Origin of the sequence: Gracilibacillus boraciitolerans JCM 21714 (genome assembly GCF_000521485.1) — a bacterium.
Classification (GTDB): domain Bacteria; phylum Bacillota; class Bacilli; order Bacillales; family Amphibacillaceae; genus Gracilibacillus; species Gracilibacillus boraciitolerans.
In genome coordinates this window covers 57,409-74,394 of record NZ_BAVS01000003.1, presented here as the reverse complement: position 1 = coordinate 74,394, position 16,986 = coordinate 57,409, and the positions used below count along the sequence as shown (strand labels likewise).

Here is a 16,986-nt window from a genome sequence, read left to right as displayed (position 1 = left end):
AGTTTATTTCTTTTGAAGACGAATCATATTCCATGAGAATTTAGGGAAAATACCTACTAATTTACCATCCTCTACATATGATTCACCATTTGAATGCGGCTTAACATTTTCTTGCCCTGCAAGGTTTACAGCTTTCGCATCCTCGTTTTCAAGTACAACATGCTCCACGACATCGTAACCTTCAAATGCACGCACATCAATGTCAACTTCTAACGGTTTTTCCAGATGACGATTTGTTGCGAAAATCACGAGTTCCTCTTTTGCTTCATTGTATACAACCGCTGGATCTAAATATGGTACATCTGTAAAGTCCTGACTATCATATTTCGGCGAGCTTACTACTGGATTAAGTGCTACACCACGACCATAAACAGAAGTATAATAATAAGGATAGAAGATGGTTTGTTTCCAGGCAGCTCCGCCATTTTCTGTCATAATTGGAGCTATAACATTCACTAGCTGCGCCATACATGCAACTTTTACGCGGTCAGAGTGACGTAGCATGGTATGCAACATACTACCTACAAGCAGTGCATCTTCAAAAGTATAAACATCTTCTAATTGAGGAGGCGCTACTGTCCATGGCTCAATTTTTTTATCTTGTTCTTTAGAATGGAACCATACATTCCATTCGTCAAAGCTTAAATTCATTTTCTTTTTGCTTCGTTTTTTCGCTTTGATATAATCACAGGTTGCAATTACCGTTTCAATAAAGTTTTCCATATCCATGGACTTCGCTAAAAAGTTCGCTGTATCTTCAGCTTTATTCCCATAATATTGATGCAAAGAAATATAATCTGCCACTTCATACGTATGTTCTAACGTCTCTGCTTCCCATTGTAGAAATGTTGGCATTTGGGAATTTGAACTTCCGCAACTTACTAATTCAATCGTTGGATCTACCAAACGCATCGCTTTCGCAGTTTCCGCTGCGAGCCGTCCATATTCATATGCTGTTTTATGACCTATTTGCCACGGTCCATCCATTTCATTTCCTAAACACCATGTTTTAATGTTATGAGGGTCCTCATATCCATGTGATTTACGCAAGTCACTCCAGTAAGTACCTCCTGGGTGGTTACAATACTCTAATAGATTTCTCGCTGCATCAATACCTCTTGTGCCTAAGTTAACAGCCATCATCACATCTGCGTTTACCTTTTTTGCCCAATCAACAAATTCATTTGTTCCTACTTGGTTTGTTTCTGTGACTCGCCAAGCAAGCTCTAATCGTTTAGGACGTTCTTCTTTCGGCCCCCCCACACCGTCTTCCCAGTTATAGGCAGAAACCATATTTCCGCCAGGATAACGTACGATTGGTACTTGTAATTCTTTTACTAAATCAATAACATCTTGTCTAAAACCATTTTCGTCTGCTGTTGGATGATCTGGTTCAAATATACCACCATAAACTGCTCTTCCTAAGTGTTCAATAAAAGATCCATAAACTCTGGGATCAATCTCCGAAATTTGAAATTCCTTGTCTACTACCATCTTTGCATTTACTGTTTCTTTTACCATACATATCATCCTTTCTATGATTTAAAATTAAATAGCTGCACATTTTAAACGCTTACAATTTGCGATTCAAAAATACTTGATCGTACATCTTATAAGTATTTCCCTGTTTTCCTAAAATTGTACGTATATTAAGATTAAGAAATAATTTAGTGTTTGTCAAGATATTGAGAGAGTATTTTAAAAGTTTTCAAGTTTTCTTTAACTCAAAGAAAAACTATCCAATTATTTCAATATACTACTAAAACACATAAGGAAGATAATGGGACATAACTTCGATTTACTAAGTAGTCATTCTGAAATTTATATTAGGTGTAACAAGCCGGAGCGGATTGTTAAGCAGTAAGTCAAATCATAATTACCTCATCATTAGTGCGCATAATCTTCCTTTTATTCACTGGATTAGTTCTATTCCGATACTATTCTAATAAGAAAAGCAACGTATTTTTATACATTGCTTTTACTGCTTAAGAAACATTTGAATTTTTCTTTAATGTTATAGTCGATTGACGTTCTTTTATGTGTGGTTCGTACAACATAGATAACTCCTTGTTATCTATGTAAGTTCCCTTTTTATCTATCATCTTAATCATAGCCTTTGCTGCATCTAATCCAAGTTGACTTTTCGGATGTATAACAGATGTTAATTTTACTTCTGAAATTTCTGCAAGTAGCGAATCATCATATCCGATAAATGATATATCCTCTGGAATTCGAATGTCATTTTCCCTTAATACATCCATTAACTTTAATACTAGCTGGTCATTATAACAAACCATTCCTGTTGGACGTCCAGTCTTTGTATCAATAAGTTGTTGTAATGCGTCAAAAGGTTTAGATTGTTCATTTTCCGTACAATATGTAATTATATTATTAGGATTAATAGCTGCTTTATACTCACGGTGTGCTTTAATATAGCCCTTAAGTCTTTTTTGACCTTGAGCATCGTCTGTTTTATATATACAAGCTATCTCAGTATGACCCCCGCTCTAATAGATACTTCGTTTGTAAATAGCCACCTTTGACATCGTCCATCATAAAACTCACAGGTTCTAATTCTTCATAACTAGCATTGATCATAACATAAGGAATATGCTTTTTTTCTAAGTCGAGATAATATATTAAGTTAGGATTAGATGAAGCACTATTTGTAGGCTCAATAATGACTCCATCATATTTACCAGCAATGATGTTAGTTAATATCCTTTTTTCCTGTTTATATTTATTATTCGTATTAAATATACTAACATGATATCCCTGCTCACTTAGATATGACTCTGCACCACGAATAATTGAGGGAAAAATATACTCAGAAATATATGTTGTCACAATAGCAATACTTTTCGTTGGAAGTTCATATTGCTGATTTTGTTCTAAACTTGACCGGTCTGAGCAAAAAGTTCCCGCTCCTTGTTCTCTGTATAGCCAACCCTCATTAACTAATTCCCCCCCCAAAGCTAAACGAACAGTGTGACGACTCACACTAAATTGCTCCATTAATTCAGTTTCCGAACTGATTTTTTGATAGGGAACAATAAGTCCTTCGAGGATTTTTGATTTAATAGATTGTTTTATTTTTTTATATTTTGCTTCCACTCCGAACCCCCCCCTTTTTTAAATATTTTTTGTTTAATAATTAGTTTGTTCACAGAATAAAGTAAGCACTAATCATTTATTTTCCATGATAACGGTTTCATTTTAATAAGAAATTATCAAATCCATTTAACATTGGTACGTACTACTAGTATATCAAGTCTTTCCTTTTTTACAATACATTTCTTTGAAAATGGATGCGATTCATTAATAGGCGTAAATGCAAAAAAATCAGTTAGACAGTAGACATATCCATAAGAAAAGGCTATTACTTTGTCATGACTCAAAGTAATAGGCTCCTATGAATATTACATTTATTTAATTGATGCAGTTGAATTTCGAACAACAAGCTTTGGATCGAAACGTATATGATCTTTTTCCAGGTTGGTATGTTCCTTTTTATTAGATTTTGACTGCTTCACCTTGTCTAATATCACCTTTGCTGCTAATTGTCCCATTTCACTTTGAGGATGAGCTACTGTTGTTAGCTTAACTTCTGTCACCTCTGCCATAAAGGAATCATCAAATCCTATAATCGATATATCTTCAGGCACGCTTAATTTTGCTTCTCTTATTGCATCTAATAACTTTATCGCTAATTCATCATTATAACAAACAATAGCAGTAGATCTTTTCTCTTTTTGTTCCTTTAGTATTTTTCGTAACATTTCGACTGGCTTATTATTTTTTTCTTCTGTATTATATGTAATAATATTATTTGGAAAAATTTCAATTTGGTGTTTCCTGTGTGCCTTTAAATAACCTTTCATCCGTCTTGCACCCTGAATATCATCATTTTTAAAGAAACCGACAATATTACGATGTCCTAATTCTATTAAATGTTCGGTTTGAATAAAACCACCTTTCTCATCATCCATCACAATATGAAATGGTTCTAATTCATCATAGAAAGCATTGATCATAAGGTAGGGGATATTTTGGCGTTCTAAATTCAAATAGTAGTTAATATTAGGATTTGTCATCGCACTTTTTGTAGGCTCGATAATGACACCATCAAAATGTTGCGTTAAAATTTTTTCTAAGAACTTTCGTTCATTGTCATGGTCATTATTTGTACTAAAGAGACTTACTTGATAGCCCTTTTCGCTCAAGTAAGATTCAGCTCCACGAATAATCGATGGAAAGATATAATCAGAAATATAAGTTGTAATAATGGCTATATTTTTCTTTTGGATAAAGGAAGTTGCCTCTTCGTTTGAACGATCAGCGCAAAATGTTCCTGCTCCCTGTTCTCGGTATAACCAGCCCTGATTAACTAAATCTCCAATTGCTAAGCGCACGGTATGTCTGCTAACACCAAATTGTTTCATTAATTCGCTTTCAGAATTAATTTTTTGATGAGGCTGAAAAGTACCATCTAATATCTTTGATTTAATTGCTTGCTTTACTGTACCATATTTTGTTTGCATTTCTACACACCTCAATAATCCTACATTTTCGTCATTATTTTTATCACTTTCCTAATTTAAGCATATCGAATTAATAGTAACTGTCAAGACCTGCAGGTGTATCCTCTTATAAAAAGATAAAGGCAGAGGCCTATGACCAGCCTCTGCTATATTTCTTACCGATAAATTGCTTCATTCCACTTTAATTCATTACGAAATTGACGTAATTTCATATCTTCATCAATGACAACACATTCTATTTTTGCCATGTTAGCAAAATCATAAAGCTGTTCTGTAGTAACATCAAATGAGAAAACCGTATGGTGGGCTCCCCCCTGCATAAATCCAAGCTTCTGTTGCTTCACTTAATGAAGGCTGCGGTTTCCAAAGTACTTTTGCAACAGGAAGATTAGGCGTCTCCATTTTTGGCTGCTCTGCTTTCACTTCATTAATAACCAGACGGAAACGACCACCCATTTCTACAAGTGACGCATTCACCGCATCGCCACCTTGTCCATCAAACACAAGACGAGCAGGATCCTCTTTACCACCAATACCTAAAGGGTTTACCACTATTTTCGGTTTTGTAGCAGATACGGTTGGACATATTTCTAACATATGTGAACCTAATATCATTTCATTACCTTCTTCAAGGTGATACGTATAATCTTCCATGAATGATGTACCTTTATTATCAGAAATAATCTTCATAAAACGTGTTAATGCAGCTGTTCTCCAATCGCCTTCACCTGCAAATCCATATCCTTCTGCCATAAGACGCTGTGCTGCAAGACCTGGCAATTGCTTCATACCGTGCAAATCTTCGAAGTTGGTTGTAAAGGCTGTATAGCTTCCCTTTTTCAAGAAGGATTTTAAACCTAACTCGATCTTACCTTGATAAACAATAGAGTCACGAATAGGACCTGGCTCACTTGCTTCTGCAGGTAAATCATATAACTCCTGATATTCTGCATATAATGCATTTAGCTCTTCATCTGTTACTTTATCCATTTCTTCCACTAAATCACCGATACCATAGTAATCGACTACCCAGCCAAATTTAATTTGTGCTTCTACTTTATCTCCATCTGTTACAGCGACATTACGCATATTATCACCAAAACGGGCAACGCGGATATTATCCCCTTCTGCACTGCTACCGCTGTCTTCATCCAGTCAGAAACTTTTGCTGTAACATTTCTATTTTGCCAGTGTCCGACAACTACTTTACGGGAAACATCCATTCTTGTACCAATAAACCCGTACTCTCGATCACCATGTGCTGCTTGGTTTAAATTCATGAAGTCCATATCGATGCTTGCCCATGGAATATCACGATTAAACTGTGTATGTAAATGCAGCAATGGTTTTTGCAAGGTTTTTAATCCTGCAATCCACATCTTAGCTGGTGAGAAGGTGTGCATCCATGTTATCACACCGGCACAATTTTCATCAGCATTCGCTTGTTGCATCAGTCGATGAATATCTTGTGATGTTGTTAGTACTTCTTTAAATTCTACTCCAAAAGGTAGATTGCCTTCTTTGTTTAAACCTGAAACAACTTCTTTTGAGTTGTTTGCTACTTCTGTTAATGGTCCTTCACCATAAAGGTGCTGACTTCCTGTGACAAACCAAAATTGATATGGACGTATTTCTAACATCTGTATTCCTCCTATTATTAGCTCTTTTCGTTTTGATAATCTTAGTTCATATAAAAGTATGAGATAACTTATTTTTTATCCTGACCGTAATAAGCGTTAGCTCCATGTTTTCTTAGATAGTGTTTATCTAATAAAAATTGATCCATGTCTTCTGTATCAGGATTAATTTGATAGGTGTGCAATGCCATTTTAGCAACTTCCTCTAATACAACTGCATTATGAAGGGCTTCATGTGGATCTTTACCCCAATTGAATGGTGCGTGACTATGGACTAACACACTAGGTATTTGAAGGTGATCGATATCCTGAAACGTTTCTACAATGACATTACCTGTTTCCCATTCGTATTCACTTGTTACTTCTTCCTTAGTCATTCGTCGCGTACATGGAATTTTCCCGTAAAAATAGTCAGCTTGCGTCGTACCAAGCGCAGGTATTCCTTTACCAGCCTGTGCCCAGCTTGTAGCCCATGGCGAATGCGTATGAACAATACCACCAATACCAGGAAATTTTTGATAAAGCAAACGGTGTGTTGGTGTATCAGACGATGGTTTTAGATCCCCCCTCGACGATATTCCCTTCTAAATCCAAAACAACCAAATCATCTAATTTTAGCTCTTCATAGGCAACACCACTTGGTTTAATAACCATCAAACCTGAATCTTTATCGTAACCGCTTACATTACCCCAAGTAAATGTCACTAATCCATACTTAGGTAGATCAAGGTTTGCTTCTAATACTTGCTGTTTCAATTCTTCCAGCATGCTTCCTACCCCTTTCTATAACAAGTCTCTTTCCTTGTACGTATGTGTAAAAGTATTTAATTTTATAATAATACAATTCGTACGTACATTCAATATATATGCAAAAATTCCATAAATTTTTTATACAAATCCCTTAAAAAAATGTAATGTTTTAAATTTCTAGGTCTACTTCCGTTATTGGTATTAGATTTACAGAATCAATCTGAGCTATTTCATTATGGACAATTTCTTCTCTTGCCGCCATGGAAGAATCACTATTTACTTTTACCCCTTCTTTAAGTGGTGTGATATATAAATATAATCCATAAGCAATAATCCTATTTTCAAACCTTTTTAAACCTATCTCCCATATATCACCATTCGCAAAGTTATCATGAATCAACTCGCCATTAATAAAAGCATGACCAATATCTCCTTGGTACGTTACTTTCAATAGTAATTCTTTTACACCATCAAATGCACTAGCCGGAATTTGGATGACAACCTTATTAGCCTGTATTCGCTTCCAATCAAATGTTACACTTTTTGATGATTTAGGAAGTGCGTATTCAGTAAATAGTCCATTCTGATGAGAGGCTAATCTCTTGCCTTTAGCTTGTAAATTACCGAGTGCTGGAAATGCTTTTAAAGTTGGATTAGCTAACGATTCGTCTTCTAAACGTATTGTTTCATTCGCTATTAACAAATTAGTATCTGTTAAAATCATATACTTTTGTTCTTTTATGTTAGCTTGCCATAAAGTTAGACTTTCCTGACTGGTCATCGTACATATCGATAATGTTTGATTTGTTTTCGTTTTTAATTTAATCATACTTTGTTCATGATCCACCTTTATAATTGTTTTGTCTTGCACATAAGTAATGTCGCCTTTATCTATACTGATACTTAAAATTTCCTGAGCAGGAAAGCAATATTCACCATTCAAGCCCTTTGGCATATAAAAAAAATAGTATCTTTCATTCTCATATTCTAAATCTGTTATTAGCTGTGTCGTAGCATATTGAAGCGTAATTCCCTCCATCGAAAAATAAAAAGGTAAAATAGCATTTTCATTTTCGTTGATGGATAGACTCCCCCCGTCTCCGGTATGCGTAACTTATGGTTATCCCATTTTAATGTAATGGAAAAATCATTTTGTTTCTGTGTTTTTACATGATCCTGAAAGTTATTAATAAATAGAAAACCTGATTGATGATGTTCACGTATTGCAAAACGTAAGGTTTCTACATCTTCCGGATGAAAGGTTTCTGGCTCATGAGCAAGTATAGTCCTCATTTTAGAAAGTCGATCCTGATACCTTTGATAAAATAAGTGCTGTCTTTTTAAGCGGTGATAAGAGGCTCTTGTCTGGCCAAATTCCCCCCCAATCGGAGCTTGATAATCATACGATATCTTTGGTGTAACATTCTCATTTAAATATGGGATCTGTTTCCCTTTAGGATTCGATCCCCCCCCATGATAGACATAGTACCCAACAAAGTTGCAGCCTCCTGCTACTTTGATCAGGCTTAGGGCATCGACACTTTCATAAGGGAGTTTAAATCGATATGGGTAAAAAACAGTCATGCCTCCCCCCATTTCTGCACATGAAAAGGGAATGTCCTCTGGTTGATATACAGGCTCAAAATCAAAGGTTGAGGATCGATTATTATTGTGATAATCACGAAAAGTAAAGCTCGGAGTGGCAGGATGTTCTGTAACATCTCCATAAAATATCCATGGCCAGTAGGCATAACCGCCCCATAAGGCAGAACTTCATCGGTGGGCGCAACTGCTCCTCCCCCCCAGGCTGTAGCCGTGTAAATTGGCGTCTGAATACCTGCTTTTACAGCCATTTTTTTTAATATTTTTATATGTGCTTCACCACCTTGTCCACTTGGTAACCATTCATTTGTAGTGCCTGTTGTTAATTCCCATGGCGAACCTGCATGCTGAAATTCATTTTCTAACTGTGTAGCAATAATTGGACCGTTATCTGCAAATAATAAATCAGAAATCTCTTGAGCAATTTGTTGATAGAAGCGATTAACGTATTCTAAATAATCTTTATCATTTGATCGAATGTTAAATGGTCTTCCATATAACCAATCAGGCATCCCACCATTTCTCACTTCACCGTGAGCGAATGGGCCAATCCGTAAAATAACATATAAACCATGTTTACTGCACAACTGAATAAACTTTCTAATATTTTTATTTTCTTTCCAATCAAAACTTCCTTCTATTTCTTCATGATGATTCCAAAACACATAAGTGGAGATAATATTAATACCTCCCATTTTCATCTTTATTAATTCATCTTCCCACCGATCATGTGAATATCTGCTAAAATGAAATTCCCCACAGATCGCAAAGAATGGTTTTTTGTTCATTTCCATATAATAATTAGTAAAACTGATTTGATCCCCCTGTCTACTGGCGCCACCTAAGTGTGCTAAGGCTGGAAATATTTTTTTCGCACCATCCGCTATGGTTAACTGATAATTTCTCACAGGCATACCCTCCCATTCATTATCTCGAAAAATACATAAAAAGACTAACATGCTGGCATTTCTATGCTTTCATGTTAGTCTTTCGTTATTTTCATGTCAACTATTTCCATGGACTTCATATATCAATCAAAAATTTTACATCTTCATGCTGATAAACGATTTCAAATTCTTCGTTTTCAATTAACTGATGGTAGAGATCTTCAGGTGAAAACCATAAATGATCGTTTTCAAATGTATAGTCAGCACCAAAATGATAGCAAATCCATATCAATTTCGAGCAGTATATTTTATCCCAAGGATCGTCTAACTTTTGTGAGAGATTAAATGAAAAGGATGGCTTCGTTAAACCTTGTTTTAAATTTTCCTTATATTCCCCAATATACTCCTGTGCATATTGGGCAGCTTTAGTTCCTAGTTTCTCTTCTTTCGGACGAAACTGTGCATGTATCGGATGCTTGTCAATAAACTGTTGAATTGGCTCTTGGACAATAGCAGGTTCACTTCCTGGGGGGGATTCAATTAATTCATTCTCATTAACAATCAGCGCGCTATGCCCCATATAACCAGTTAATTCTGATTTCACATTATCACTTGCGACCAGAATGTCTCCTGCCTGAAAAGTACGTTGTCTGTTTGCATAGTAGCTTCTAAACGAGTATTGTTCCCTAGCCAATATATCTTGGTGATAATATTCAATGATAATAGTTGTGGAAGGTGTTGGATGGTGTAGGGGGGGGATTAAACTAGACTGTGCATCTGCTCTGCTTGTAACCAGTGTATTATTTTCATAGACTTTATAATAAATTACTTTGATCATTGGTTTAATATAAAGAGTATTTTTATTTTTCCATACTTGGAAATAGTCGTTCATACAAATCACCTCATACTATCTTATGAGGGATCTGCCTAAAATGAAACACTTCTTCTATCTTCATTATTAAATCAAGAATATAATTGTATCTTCTTCACGGGATATGTTACTGGCTTCACGGGAATTAACGGTAATTCCCGTGAAGCCAGCATTTTTCATAAAAAGCTAGCATGCTATGTATGAAACAGAAGAAATTTTTAAAAAATATCCAATCATTTGAAGTATAGATTAATACTTACTAAAATACGATGGTTTTGTTCCCATAGACGATAATACGATCTTCCAGGTGCCATTTTACCGCTCGTGCTAAAACATTTCGTTCAACAGATTGACCAATTTTTTTCATTGCTTCAACATTGTCACGGTGATCAACCCGACTGATATCCTGCTCGATGATTGGACCTTCATCAAGGTCATTTGTCACATAGTGTGAGGTCGCGCCAATAAGTTTCACACCGCGGTGATAAGCTCTTTCATATGGTTTTGCTCCAATAAATGCAGGCAAAAAGGAATGATGTATATTAATAATTTTATTTTTAAATGTTTCGACAAAGTTAGGGGTAAGTATTTGCATATAGCGTGCAAGTACAATGACATCCACATCATGTTCCTGTAAAACTTTAATTTGTTGTTCTTCTGCCTGTTTGCGAATGTCTTTACTTACAGGAATATAGTAATAAGGTATTCCTAATAGTTCAACAAATTCTCTTGAAGTTTCGTGGTTACTAACTACAAGACTTATATCCGCCATTAAGTCGCCACTTTGCCACTCCCAGAGTAATTCTAATAAACAATGAGGCTCTTTCGAAACAAAAATTGCTACCTTTTTTATCTGATCAACAAACTTAAAAGTGGCCTCCATTTGAAATTGAGCTTTTATTTCCTGAAAATCTGCTTCTAACTGCTCAGCCTTTTCCTTCAAATTATTGATCTCAAACTCAATACGAATAAAAAACTCGCCCCCCGTGTGGGTCTGTTGAGTATTGATTCGATTCAAGAATATTCGCATCATGCTCATATAAAAACTGCGAGACAGCTGCAACTATACCAGGCTGATCCGAACAGCTAATTAAAAGACGCGCACGATTTTTGTTCAGTTTCTTAAATGTTTCTAACTTTTCTACTATATAACTTTTCATCTTGATCCCTCTTTACTTTTGTTGTTCTCTAATACTTTATCATGTTATTGAGGTTGGTCAAGTATATTACCAAAGTCTAGTTAAACAATTTATTCATGATATCAATAAAATGGTCCACTTCTGCTTTTGTTGTGGTTAGTGGTGGTAATACACGAACAATTTGTGTGCCTGCTACAATGAACAACATTGATGATCCATTCTTGCCTTATTCACATAATCTATCGCATTCCCATCAACTTCAAGACCGATTAGTAATCCTTTTCCTCGGATTGCTTTTATTTGATCTTTATCCGCAACTAATTGTTGAAGTTTTCCCCATATATATTCCACTATGGTATTTGCTTCTTCCAATACAGTTGATTCGGTAAGATGTTTCACTGTAGCCAATCCCGCAGTCGAGACAAGCGGATTGCCTCCAAAGGTACTTCCATGTGTACCGGGGGGAAAATACCTTAGCAACATGTTCTTTCGCAATAATAGCACCGATTGGAAATCCAGATCCCAACCCCCCCTTGGCAAGACTGATTACATCAGGTTCAATCCCGTAATGCTGATAACAAAACAGCGTACCTGTTCTGCCCATACCTGTTTGAATTTCATCGACCATCAGTAGGATGTTCTGCTCTTTACAAATCGATTCAAGTTGCTTGACCCATTCAGAATCTGCCGGAATTACGCCACCTTCTCCTTGTACTAATTCAAGAAGAACGGCAACTGGTTTCTTTTCTTTTAATTGTTCCAAAGCTTTTTTATCGTTAAAAGGTAAGTAGTCAAAGCCTGGCATTAATGGCGTGAATCCCTTTTGAATCTTCTGTTGACCTGTTGCCGATAACGTCGCCATCGTTCTGCCATGAAAAGAGTTTTTAAAAGTAACAATCAATGGTGAGTCTTGCTCTAACACATCATGACCATATTTTTTGGCTATTTTAATCGCTGCTTCGTTTGCCTCTGCTCCACTATTACAGAAAAAAACCTGATCGCCACAGCTGTTTTCTGTTAACACCTGAGCCAGTTTTTCCTGATTTGGAATATGATATAAATTAGAGCAATGCCAAAGCTTCGAAAGTTGTTCTTGTACGGCCTTCTCGACCACTTCTGGGACATGGCCTAAATTACATGTAGCGATACCTGATGAATAATCGAGATACTTTTTACCTTGATCATCCCAAACATAACTCCCCCCCTTGCCTTCTACTAATGTAATGGGGGAAACGTCCATATGTGTTCATAACAGGCTCGATAGTTTGATTAGACATAGGGCACCTCCTTCGTTAAGGATATTCTCGTTCCAATTTCCTTTCCTTGCATAAATTCTGCTAATCCGTGTTCTTTTGTTCCATCTACAATAGAGACTTCTAACACATCTTGATGCAATGCTTCTAGCGCTGATTGAACTTTTGGTATCATGCCATCTTTTATAACGTCTTGATTAATTAGTTCCTCTATTTTACTTTCATTTAATTGATGAAAAACGTGTTTTTCTCCATCAATTTCATGATAAATACCAGGAATATCACTGATATAACATAATTTCGCTCCTAAAGCTTGAGCGACTGCTGACGCTGCCATATCAGCATTAATATTGTATCGTTGCCCGTTAGCATCCATACCAATTGGTGAGATAACCGGAATTAAGTCTTGTTTTCCGAAGGCATCAATTAAACTGGTATTCACCTTTGTCACTTCTCCGACAAAACCAAGTGCAGTATTTTCACTGAAAGGTTTTGTTTCTAATAAGTTTCCATCGATTCCACTGATACCAATTGCTTTACCATTTGCTTCCGCAAGCTTACGGACAATGCCTTTATTCATCGCCCCCCCACTTAACGCCATTTCTACGACATCTAACACTTCATCTGTTGTGACACGTAATCCATCTATAAAACTAGTTTTTACACCAGTTTGTGCTAGTAATTGGGAGATTAATGGGCCTCCGCCATGCACAATAATTGGTTGCCATTCCCCTTGCTCCTGTATCGCAACGATATCCTGATAGAAAGAAGGTGTCAGCTGTTCAAAGACACTACCACCACATTTTATCACTACATAGTTCATTTGATTACCTCCTTATGTCCGATAAGAAGCATTGATTCTGACATATTCATACGATAAATCACAGCCCCATGCTGTTGCTTTACCATTGGCATCTCCTAATTTCGCCAATATTTTTACTTCATCTTCTAATAACTGCTCTTTCGCTGCGTCTTCATCGAATGGATGTGGCACACCATTTTCCACAACTAAGACATCACCTAAATAGATACTGACTTTATCTGGATCTAATGATTCCCCACTATATCCGATTGCGGTTATAATTCGACCCCCCAATTAGCATCCGCTCCATGGATCGCTGTTTTTACTAGATTAGAAGAGATAATTGATTTTGCAATCGTGCTGGCTGACTCATCCGTAAATGCACCGTCAACCTGTACTTCCACTAACCGCGTTGCACCTTCTCCATCTCTGGCAATCTCTTTTGCCAAATACTCACAGACAAATTTCAAACCTTGATAAAATGTTTCCCATTCTTTATGCTCAGGTGTTAACGCTTCGTTTTCTGCTTTACCATTTGCTAATACTAACACCATATCATTTGTACTCGTATCCCCCATCAACCGTGATCATATTAAAAGACTTATTAGTAATCGCTCGTAGAGTATCTGATAAATATTCAGCAGAAACATTCGCATCCGTTGTAACAAAACCTAGCATTGTTGCCATATTTGGATGAATCATACCTGACCCCTTCGCAGCTCCGCCAATTGTCACTGTCTGACCGTCAATTTCCAGTTCGATTGCAATTCCTTTTCCTTTTGTGTCCGTAGTAAGTATGGCTGTTTCAAATTTTTCTGCGCCCACATGTGCTTGATCATGCACTTGATTAATTCCATTTTGCAATGTATCCATCGGCAATAACTCGCCAATTAAGCCTGTTGATGCAACAGCTGCCAGGTGTTCTTCAATTCCCATTGTTTCAGCAAAAAGTTTACGCATATCGTAAGCATCCTGTAACCCTTGTTCACCTGTACAAGCATTCGCAATCGCCGAGTTGACAATGACTGCTTGTATTTTGTTTTCCTTTGCTATACTTTCCTGTGTTACTTTAAGCGGTGCCGCCTGAAAAGCATTTGTTGTGTACACACCTGCTGCTTGTGCTGGCACTTCGGAATAAACCCAGCCCAAATCTAATTTTTTCTTTCTTAGTCCACAATGCAAACCGCCTGCATGGTACCCCTTTGCTGAGGCGATATTACCATTTTTAATAATTGTAAAATATTCTTGTTGATCTCCCATGTCTGTTTTCACTCCTTAAGGATAAATAGGTAACTGATTAAGACCAGTTGTTTCGTCCCATCCGCACATAATATTCATATTTTGAATCGCCTGACCCGAGGCACCTTTTACTAAATTATCAATAACAGATACAATAATAAGCTTGCCGGTCCTCTGATCTGCGTATAAACCTATATCACAATAATTGCTTCCATACACTTCTCTTGTTGACGGAATAATTCCCTCTTTACGAATACGGACAAATGGATCATTTTTGTAGTAATCTTCATACATTGCAATCAATTGTCCGGTAGACTGACTATCTTTCAAATCTACATACATCGTACTCATTATTCCCCTTGTCATTGGTACGATATGAGGGGGGGTAAAGGTTACTTGGATATCCTCATTCGCGCGTGCAGTTAACACTTGTTCAATTTCCGGAATATGCTTATGAACTCCAAGTTGATATGCTTTAAAGTTCTCATTCATTTCAGAAAAATGGACGTTTAAGGATAACCCCCCCCTGCCAGCTCCAGAGGTGCCTGTCTTTGCATCGATAATAATGGACTTCCGCTCGACCAGATCTTTCTCTAAAACTGGTATTAAGCCCAACGTGGTAGCCGTTGGAAAACAGCCCGGATTTGCTAGAATACTAGCTTGTTTAATTTGTTCTTTATTCAATTCTGGTAATCCGTAGACTGCTTGATTAATATAAGACTGAGAAACCATTTCTTCCCCCCCATAATAAGCTTGATATTTTTCACCATCTCGCAATCTGAAGTCCCCCCCTGATAAGTCGATACAACGAACTCCTTGATCCACTAAAGCTGGGATATAATGTTTACTCACATTGGATGGTGTCGCAAAGAAGACTAATTCTACTTCCTTTGCAAGATCACCAATATCTAAAGCGATCATTTCAAGATCGATAATATCTACTAAATGCGGATAAACCTCTGCTAAGTCTGTGCCACTATTTGAATGAGATATAATTTTAGTTACGTGAACATGTGGATGGTTATGCAAAAATCGTATTAACTCAACCGCTCCATAACCTGTTCCACCTATAATTGCTACATCCACAACAGTTCCTCCTAATCTCCGTGTATGATTAGTTTATAATTATACTCTGTTTTGTATTTTCATGCAATATTGTTTATTGAAAAATATAAATTAAGAAGGTAATAATGTAGATAGAATGCTTGTTTTTTATCAGTGCAAAAAAACAAGCATATACAAAAAATATAAAGTGAGACCATGATCAGTGGGGGGCCTGACAGACGGTTAGCACCGTGATAAATCATTATTTCGCTATTACTTTATTTTCTAATTTCCCTATTTTATCAATTTCCAATGTAACCAGGTCATCTGCCTCGAGGAACTTCGGTGGATTCATTGCCATTCCAACTCCACCAGGTGTACCTGTTAGTATAATGTCTCCTGGATCAAGTGTCATTAAGTTGGAGATGAACTCTATTAAATACTGAACATCAAATATTAACTGTTTCGTGTTGGAGGATTGTCTAGGTTCTCCATTTACATACGATTTAATCGATAAATTACCTGGGTCATTAATTTCGGAAGTGGTGACAATCCAAGGACCTATTGGTGTCGTATGGTCTAATGACTTACCTTGCAGCCATTGAGGTGTGCGTTTTTGCAAATCCCTTGCTGAGATATCATTACCAATGGTATATCCAGCAATGTAATCCAAGGCATCTTCTTTCTTTACTTTTGAGGCCTTTGCTCCAATAACCACGGCAAGTTCCACTTCATAATCCAGCTTCTCCGTTGCATCTGACTTATAAATTTCATCTTCTGGACCGATTAATGCATTATTGAATTTAGAGAATAACACGGGGGTATTCTGGTATTTCGCTCCCCCCCATTTCAGCAACATGATCCGCATAATTAGTTCCAATACAAATAATCTTTGATGGATGTGATACTGGTTTCTCTAGCACAACATCTTTTCGGTCAAAACTATATTCAGAATAACCATCACTTAATTGTCGCATCAATGTTTCAGCTATTTCAATATAAGTTTTGGCGTTTTGATAAAAGTCGTTCGGATTTGCTGGTATGGTAATAGACCTGTATTTTTTTTCTTTTTGCAGTATTTCCGTATGGGCCATATGTAAGTCAATGATTTTATCACCTTGCACTGCTCCCATGCGATTTCGTGCAAAGGGAGACTGCAACCGGTAATTTACTAATTTCATAATGCTTCCCTCCTCGTTAAGATTAGTTTACCATATTATA

Annotated in this window: 13 protein-coding genes and 5 pseudogenes; all 18 read right to left on the bottom strand. The window is 36.7% G+C overall.

Annotated features, from left to right (window positions below; genetic code table 11):
• Positions 1-3: 3 nt before the first annotated feature.
• A complete protein-coding gene (arfA, locus tag JCM21714_RS04240) occupies positions 4-1,521 on the bottom strand; it encodes an arabinosylfuranosidase ArfA (RefSeq protein WP_035722085.1) in 1,518 nt (505 codons plus the stop codon).
• Between the two features lie 464 nt (positions 1,522-1,985).
• Positions 1,986-2,480, bottom strand: a complete 495-nt coding sequence (locus JCM21714_RS23710) for a substrate-binding domain-containing protein (protein ID WP_369403466.1) — start codon at positions 2,478-2,480, stop codon at positions 1,986-1,988.
• 10 nt (positions 2,481-2,490) lie between these two features.
• Positions 2,491-3,114, bottom strand: a complete 624-nt coding sequence (locus tag JCM21714_RS23705; RefSeq protein WP_369403455.1) for a GntR family transcriptional regulator — start codon at positions 3,112-3,114, stop codon at positions 2,491-2,493.
• Positions 3,115-3,230: 116 nt separating this feature from the next.
• A complete protein-coding gene (locus tag JCM21714_RS20890) occupies positions 3,231-3,398 on the bottom strand; it encodes a hypothetical protein (RefSeq protein ID WP_235182602.1) in 168 nt (55 codons plus the stop codon).
• A 27-nt stretch (positions 3,399-3,425) separates the two neighbouring features.
• Entirely contained in the window at positions 3,426-4,541 is a 1,116-nt protein-coding gene (locus tag JCM21714_RS04230; RefSeq protein ID WP_035722083.1) for a GntR family transcriptional regulator, read from the bottom strand.
• 155 nt (positions 4,542-4,696) lie between these two features.
• Positions 4,697-6,181: pseudogene (gene araA, locus JCM21714_RS04225) on the bottom strand (L-arabinose isomerase).
• Positions 6,182-6,249: 68 nt separating this feature from the next.
• Positions 6,250-6,946 (bottom strand): annotated as a pseudogene (gene araD / locus JCM21714_RS04220) (L-ribulose-5-phosphate 4-epimerase).
• A gap of 151 nt (positions 6,947-7,097) precedes the next feature.
• Positions 7,098-7,967 carry a hypothetical protein gene (locus JCM21714_RS20885; RefSeq protein WP_235182601.1) on the bottom strand — a complete coding sequence of 290 codons (870 nt, stop codon included), beginning with the start codon at positions 7,965-7,967 and terminating at the stop codon, positions 7,098-7,100.
• Complete coding sequence (locus JCM21714_RS20880) at positions 7,928-8,512, bottom strand: hypothetical protein (protein WP_052000384.1); 585 nt, start codon at positions 8,510-8,512, stop codon at positions 7,928-7,930. The genes JCM21714_RS20885 and JCM21714_RS20880 overlap by 40 nt, the downstream gene beginning before the upstream one ends.
• Positions 8,509-9,438, bottom strand: coding sequence for a beta-galactosidase (locus tag JCM21714_RS23700; RefSeq protein WP_052000383.1), 930 nt, complete (start codon positions 9,436-9,438; stop codon positions 8,509-8,511). Before JCM21714_RS23700 ends, JCM21714_RS20880 begins: the two co-directional genes overlap by 4 nt.
• Positions 9,439-9,553: 115 nt before the next feature.
• Entirely contained in the window at positions 9,554-10,309 is a 756-nt protein-coding gene (locus JCM21714_RS04210; RefSeq protein ID WP_052000382.1) for a C40 family peptidase, read from the bottom strand.
• Positions 10,310-10,547: 238 nt separating this feature from the next.
• Positions 10,548-11,448: pseudogene (gene purU, locus JCM21714_RS04205) on the bottom strand (formyltetrahydrofolate deformylase).
• Positions 11,449-11,524: 76 nt separating this feature from the next.
• Positions 11,525-12,704: pseudogene (locus JCM21714_RS04200) on the bottom strand (aspartate aminotransferase family protein).
• Complete coding sequence (gene argB / locus JCM21714_RS04195) at positions 12,697-13,503, bottom strand: acetylglutamate kinase (protein WP_035722080.1); 807 nt, start codon at positions 13,501-13,503, stop codon at positions 12,697-12,699. Before argB ends, JCM21714_RS04200 begins: the two are co-directional and overlap by 8 nt.
• Before the next feature lie 12 nt (positions 13,504-13,515).
• A pseudogene (gene argJ, locus JCM21714_RS04190) lies at positions 13,516-14,742 on the bottom strand (bifunctional ornithine acetyltransferase/N-acetylglutamate synthase).
• 15 nt (positions 14,743-14,757) lie between these two features.
• Positions 14,758-15,807 (bottom strand): N-acetyl-gamma-glutamyl-phosphate reductase, encoded by a 1,050-nt coding sequence (gene argC, locus JCM21714_RS04185; protein ID WP_035722076.1) that lies wholly within the window; start codon positions 15,805-15,807, stop codon positions 14,758-14,760.
• Positions 15,808-16,027: 220 nt separating this feature from the next.
• A complete protein-coding gene (locus JCM21714_RS04180) occupies positions 16,028-16,645 on the bottom strand; it encodes a fumarylacetoacetate hydrolase family protein (protein ID WP_369403454.1) in 618 nt (205 codons plus the stop codon).
• A complete protein-coding gene (locus JCM21714_RS23695; RefSeq protein ID WP_369403453.1) occupies positions 16,569-16,946 on the bottom strand; it encodes a hypothetical protein in 378 nt (125 codons plus the stop codon). Before JCM21714_RS23695 ends, JCM21714_RS04180 begins: the two co-directional genes overlap by 77 nt.
• Positions 16,947-16,986 lie beyond the last annotated feature (40 nt).

Coding starts and splice junctions, on each gene's coding strand:
- JCM21714_RS04210 (WP_052000382.1), bottom strand. CDS start 10,309: ATGAACGACTATTTCCAAGTATGGAAAAATAAAAATACTCTTTATATT.
- JCM21714_RS20885 (WP_235182601.1), bottom strand. CDS start 7,967: ATGGAGGGAATTACGCTTCAATATGCTACGACACAGCTAATAACAGAT.
- JCM21714_RS23695 (WP_369403453.1), bottom strand. CDS start 16,946: ATGAAATTAGTAAATTACCGGTTGCAGTCTCCCTTTGCACGAAATCGC.
- arfA (WP_035722085.1), bottom strand. CDS start 1,521: ATGGTAAAAGAAACAGTAAATGCAAAGATGGTAGTAGACAAGGAATTT.
- JCM21714_RS04230 (WP_035722083.1), bottom strand. CDS start 4,541: ATGCAAACAAAATATGGTACAGTAAAGCAAGCAATTAAATCAAAGATA.
- argB (WP_035722080.1), bottom strand. CDS start 13,503: ATGAACTATGTAGTGATAAAATGTGGTGGTAGTGTCTTTGAACAGCTG.
- JCM21714_RS20880 (WP_052000384.1), bottom strand. CDS start 8,512: ATGACTGTTTTTTACCCATATCGATTTAAACTCCCTTATGAAAGTGTC.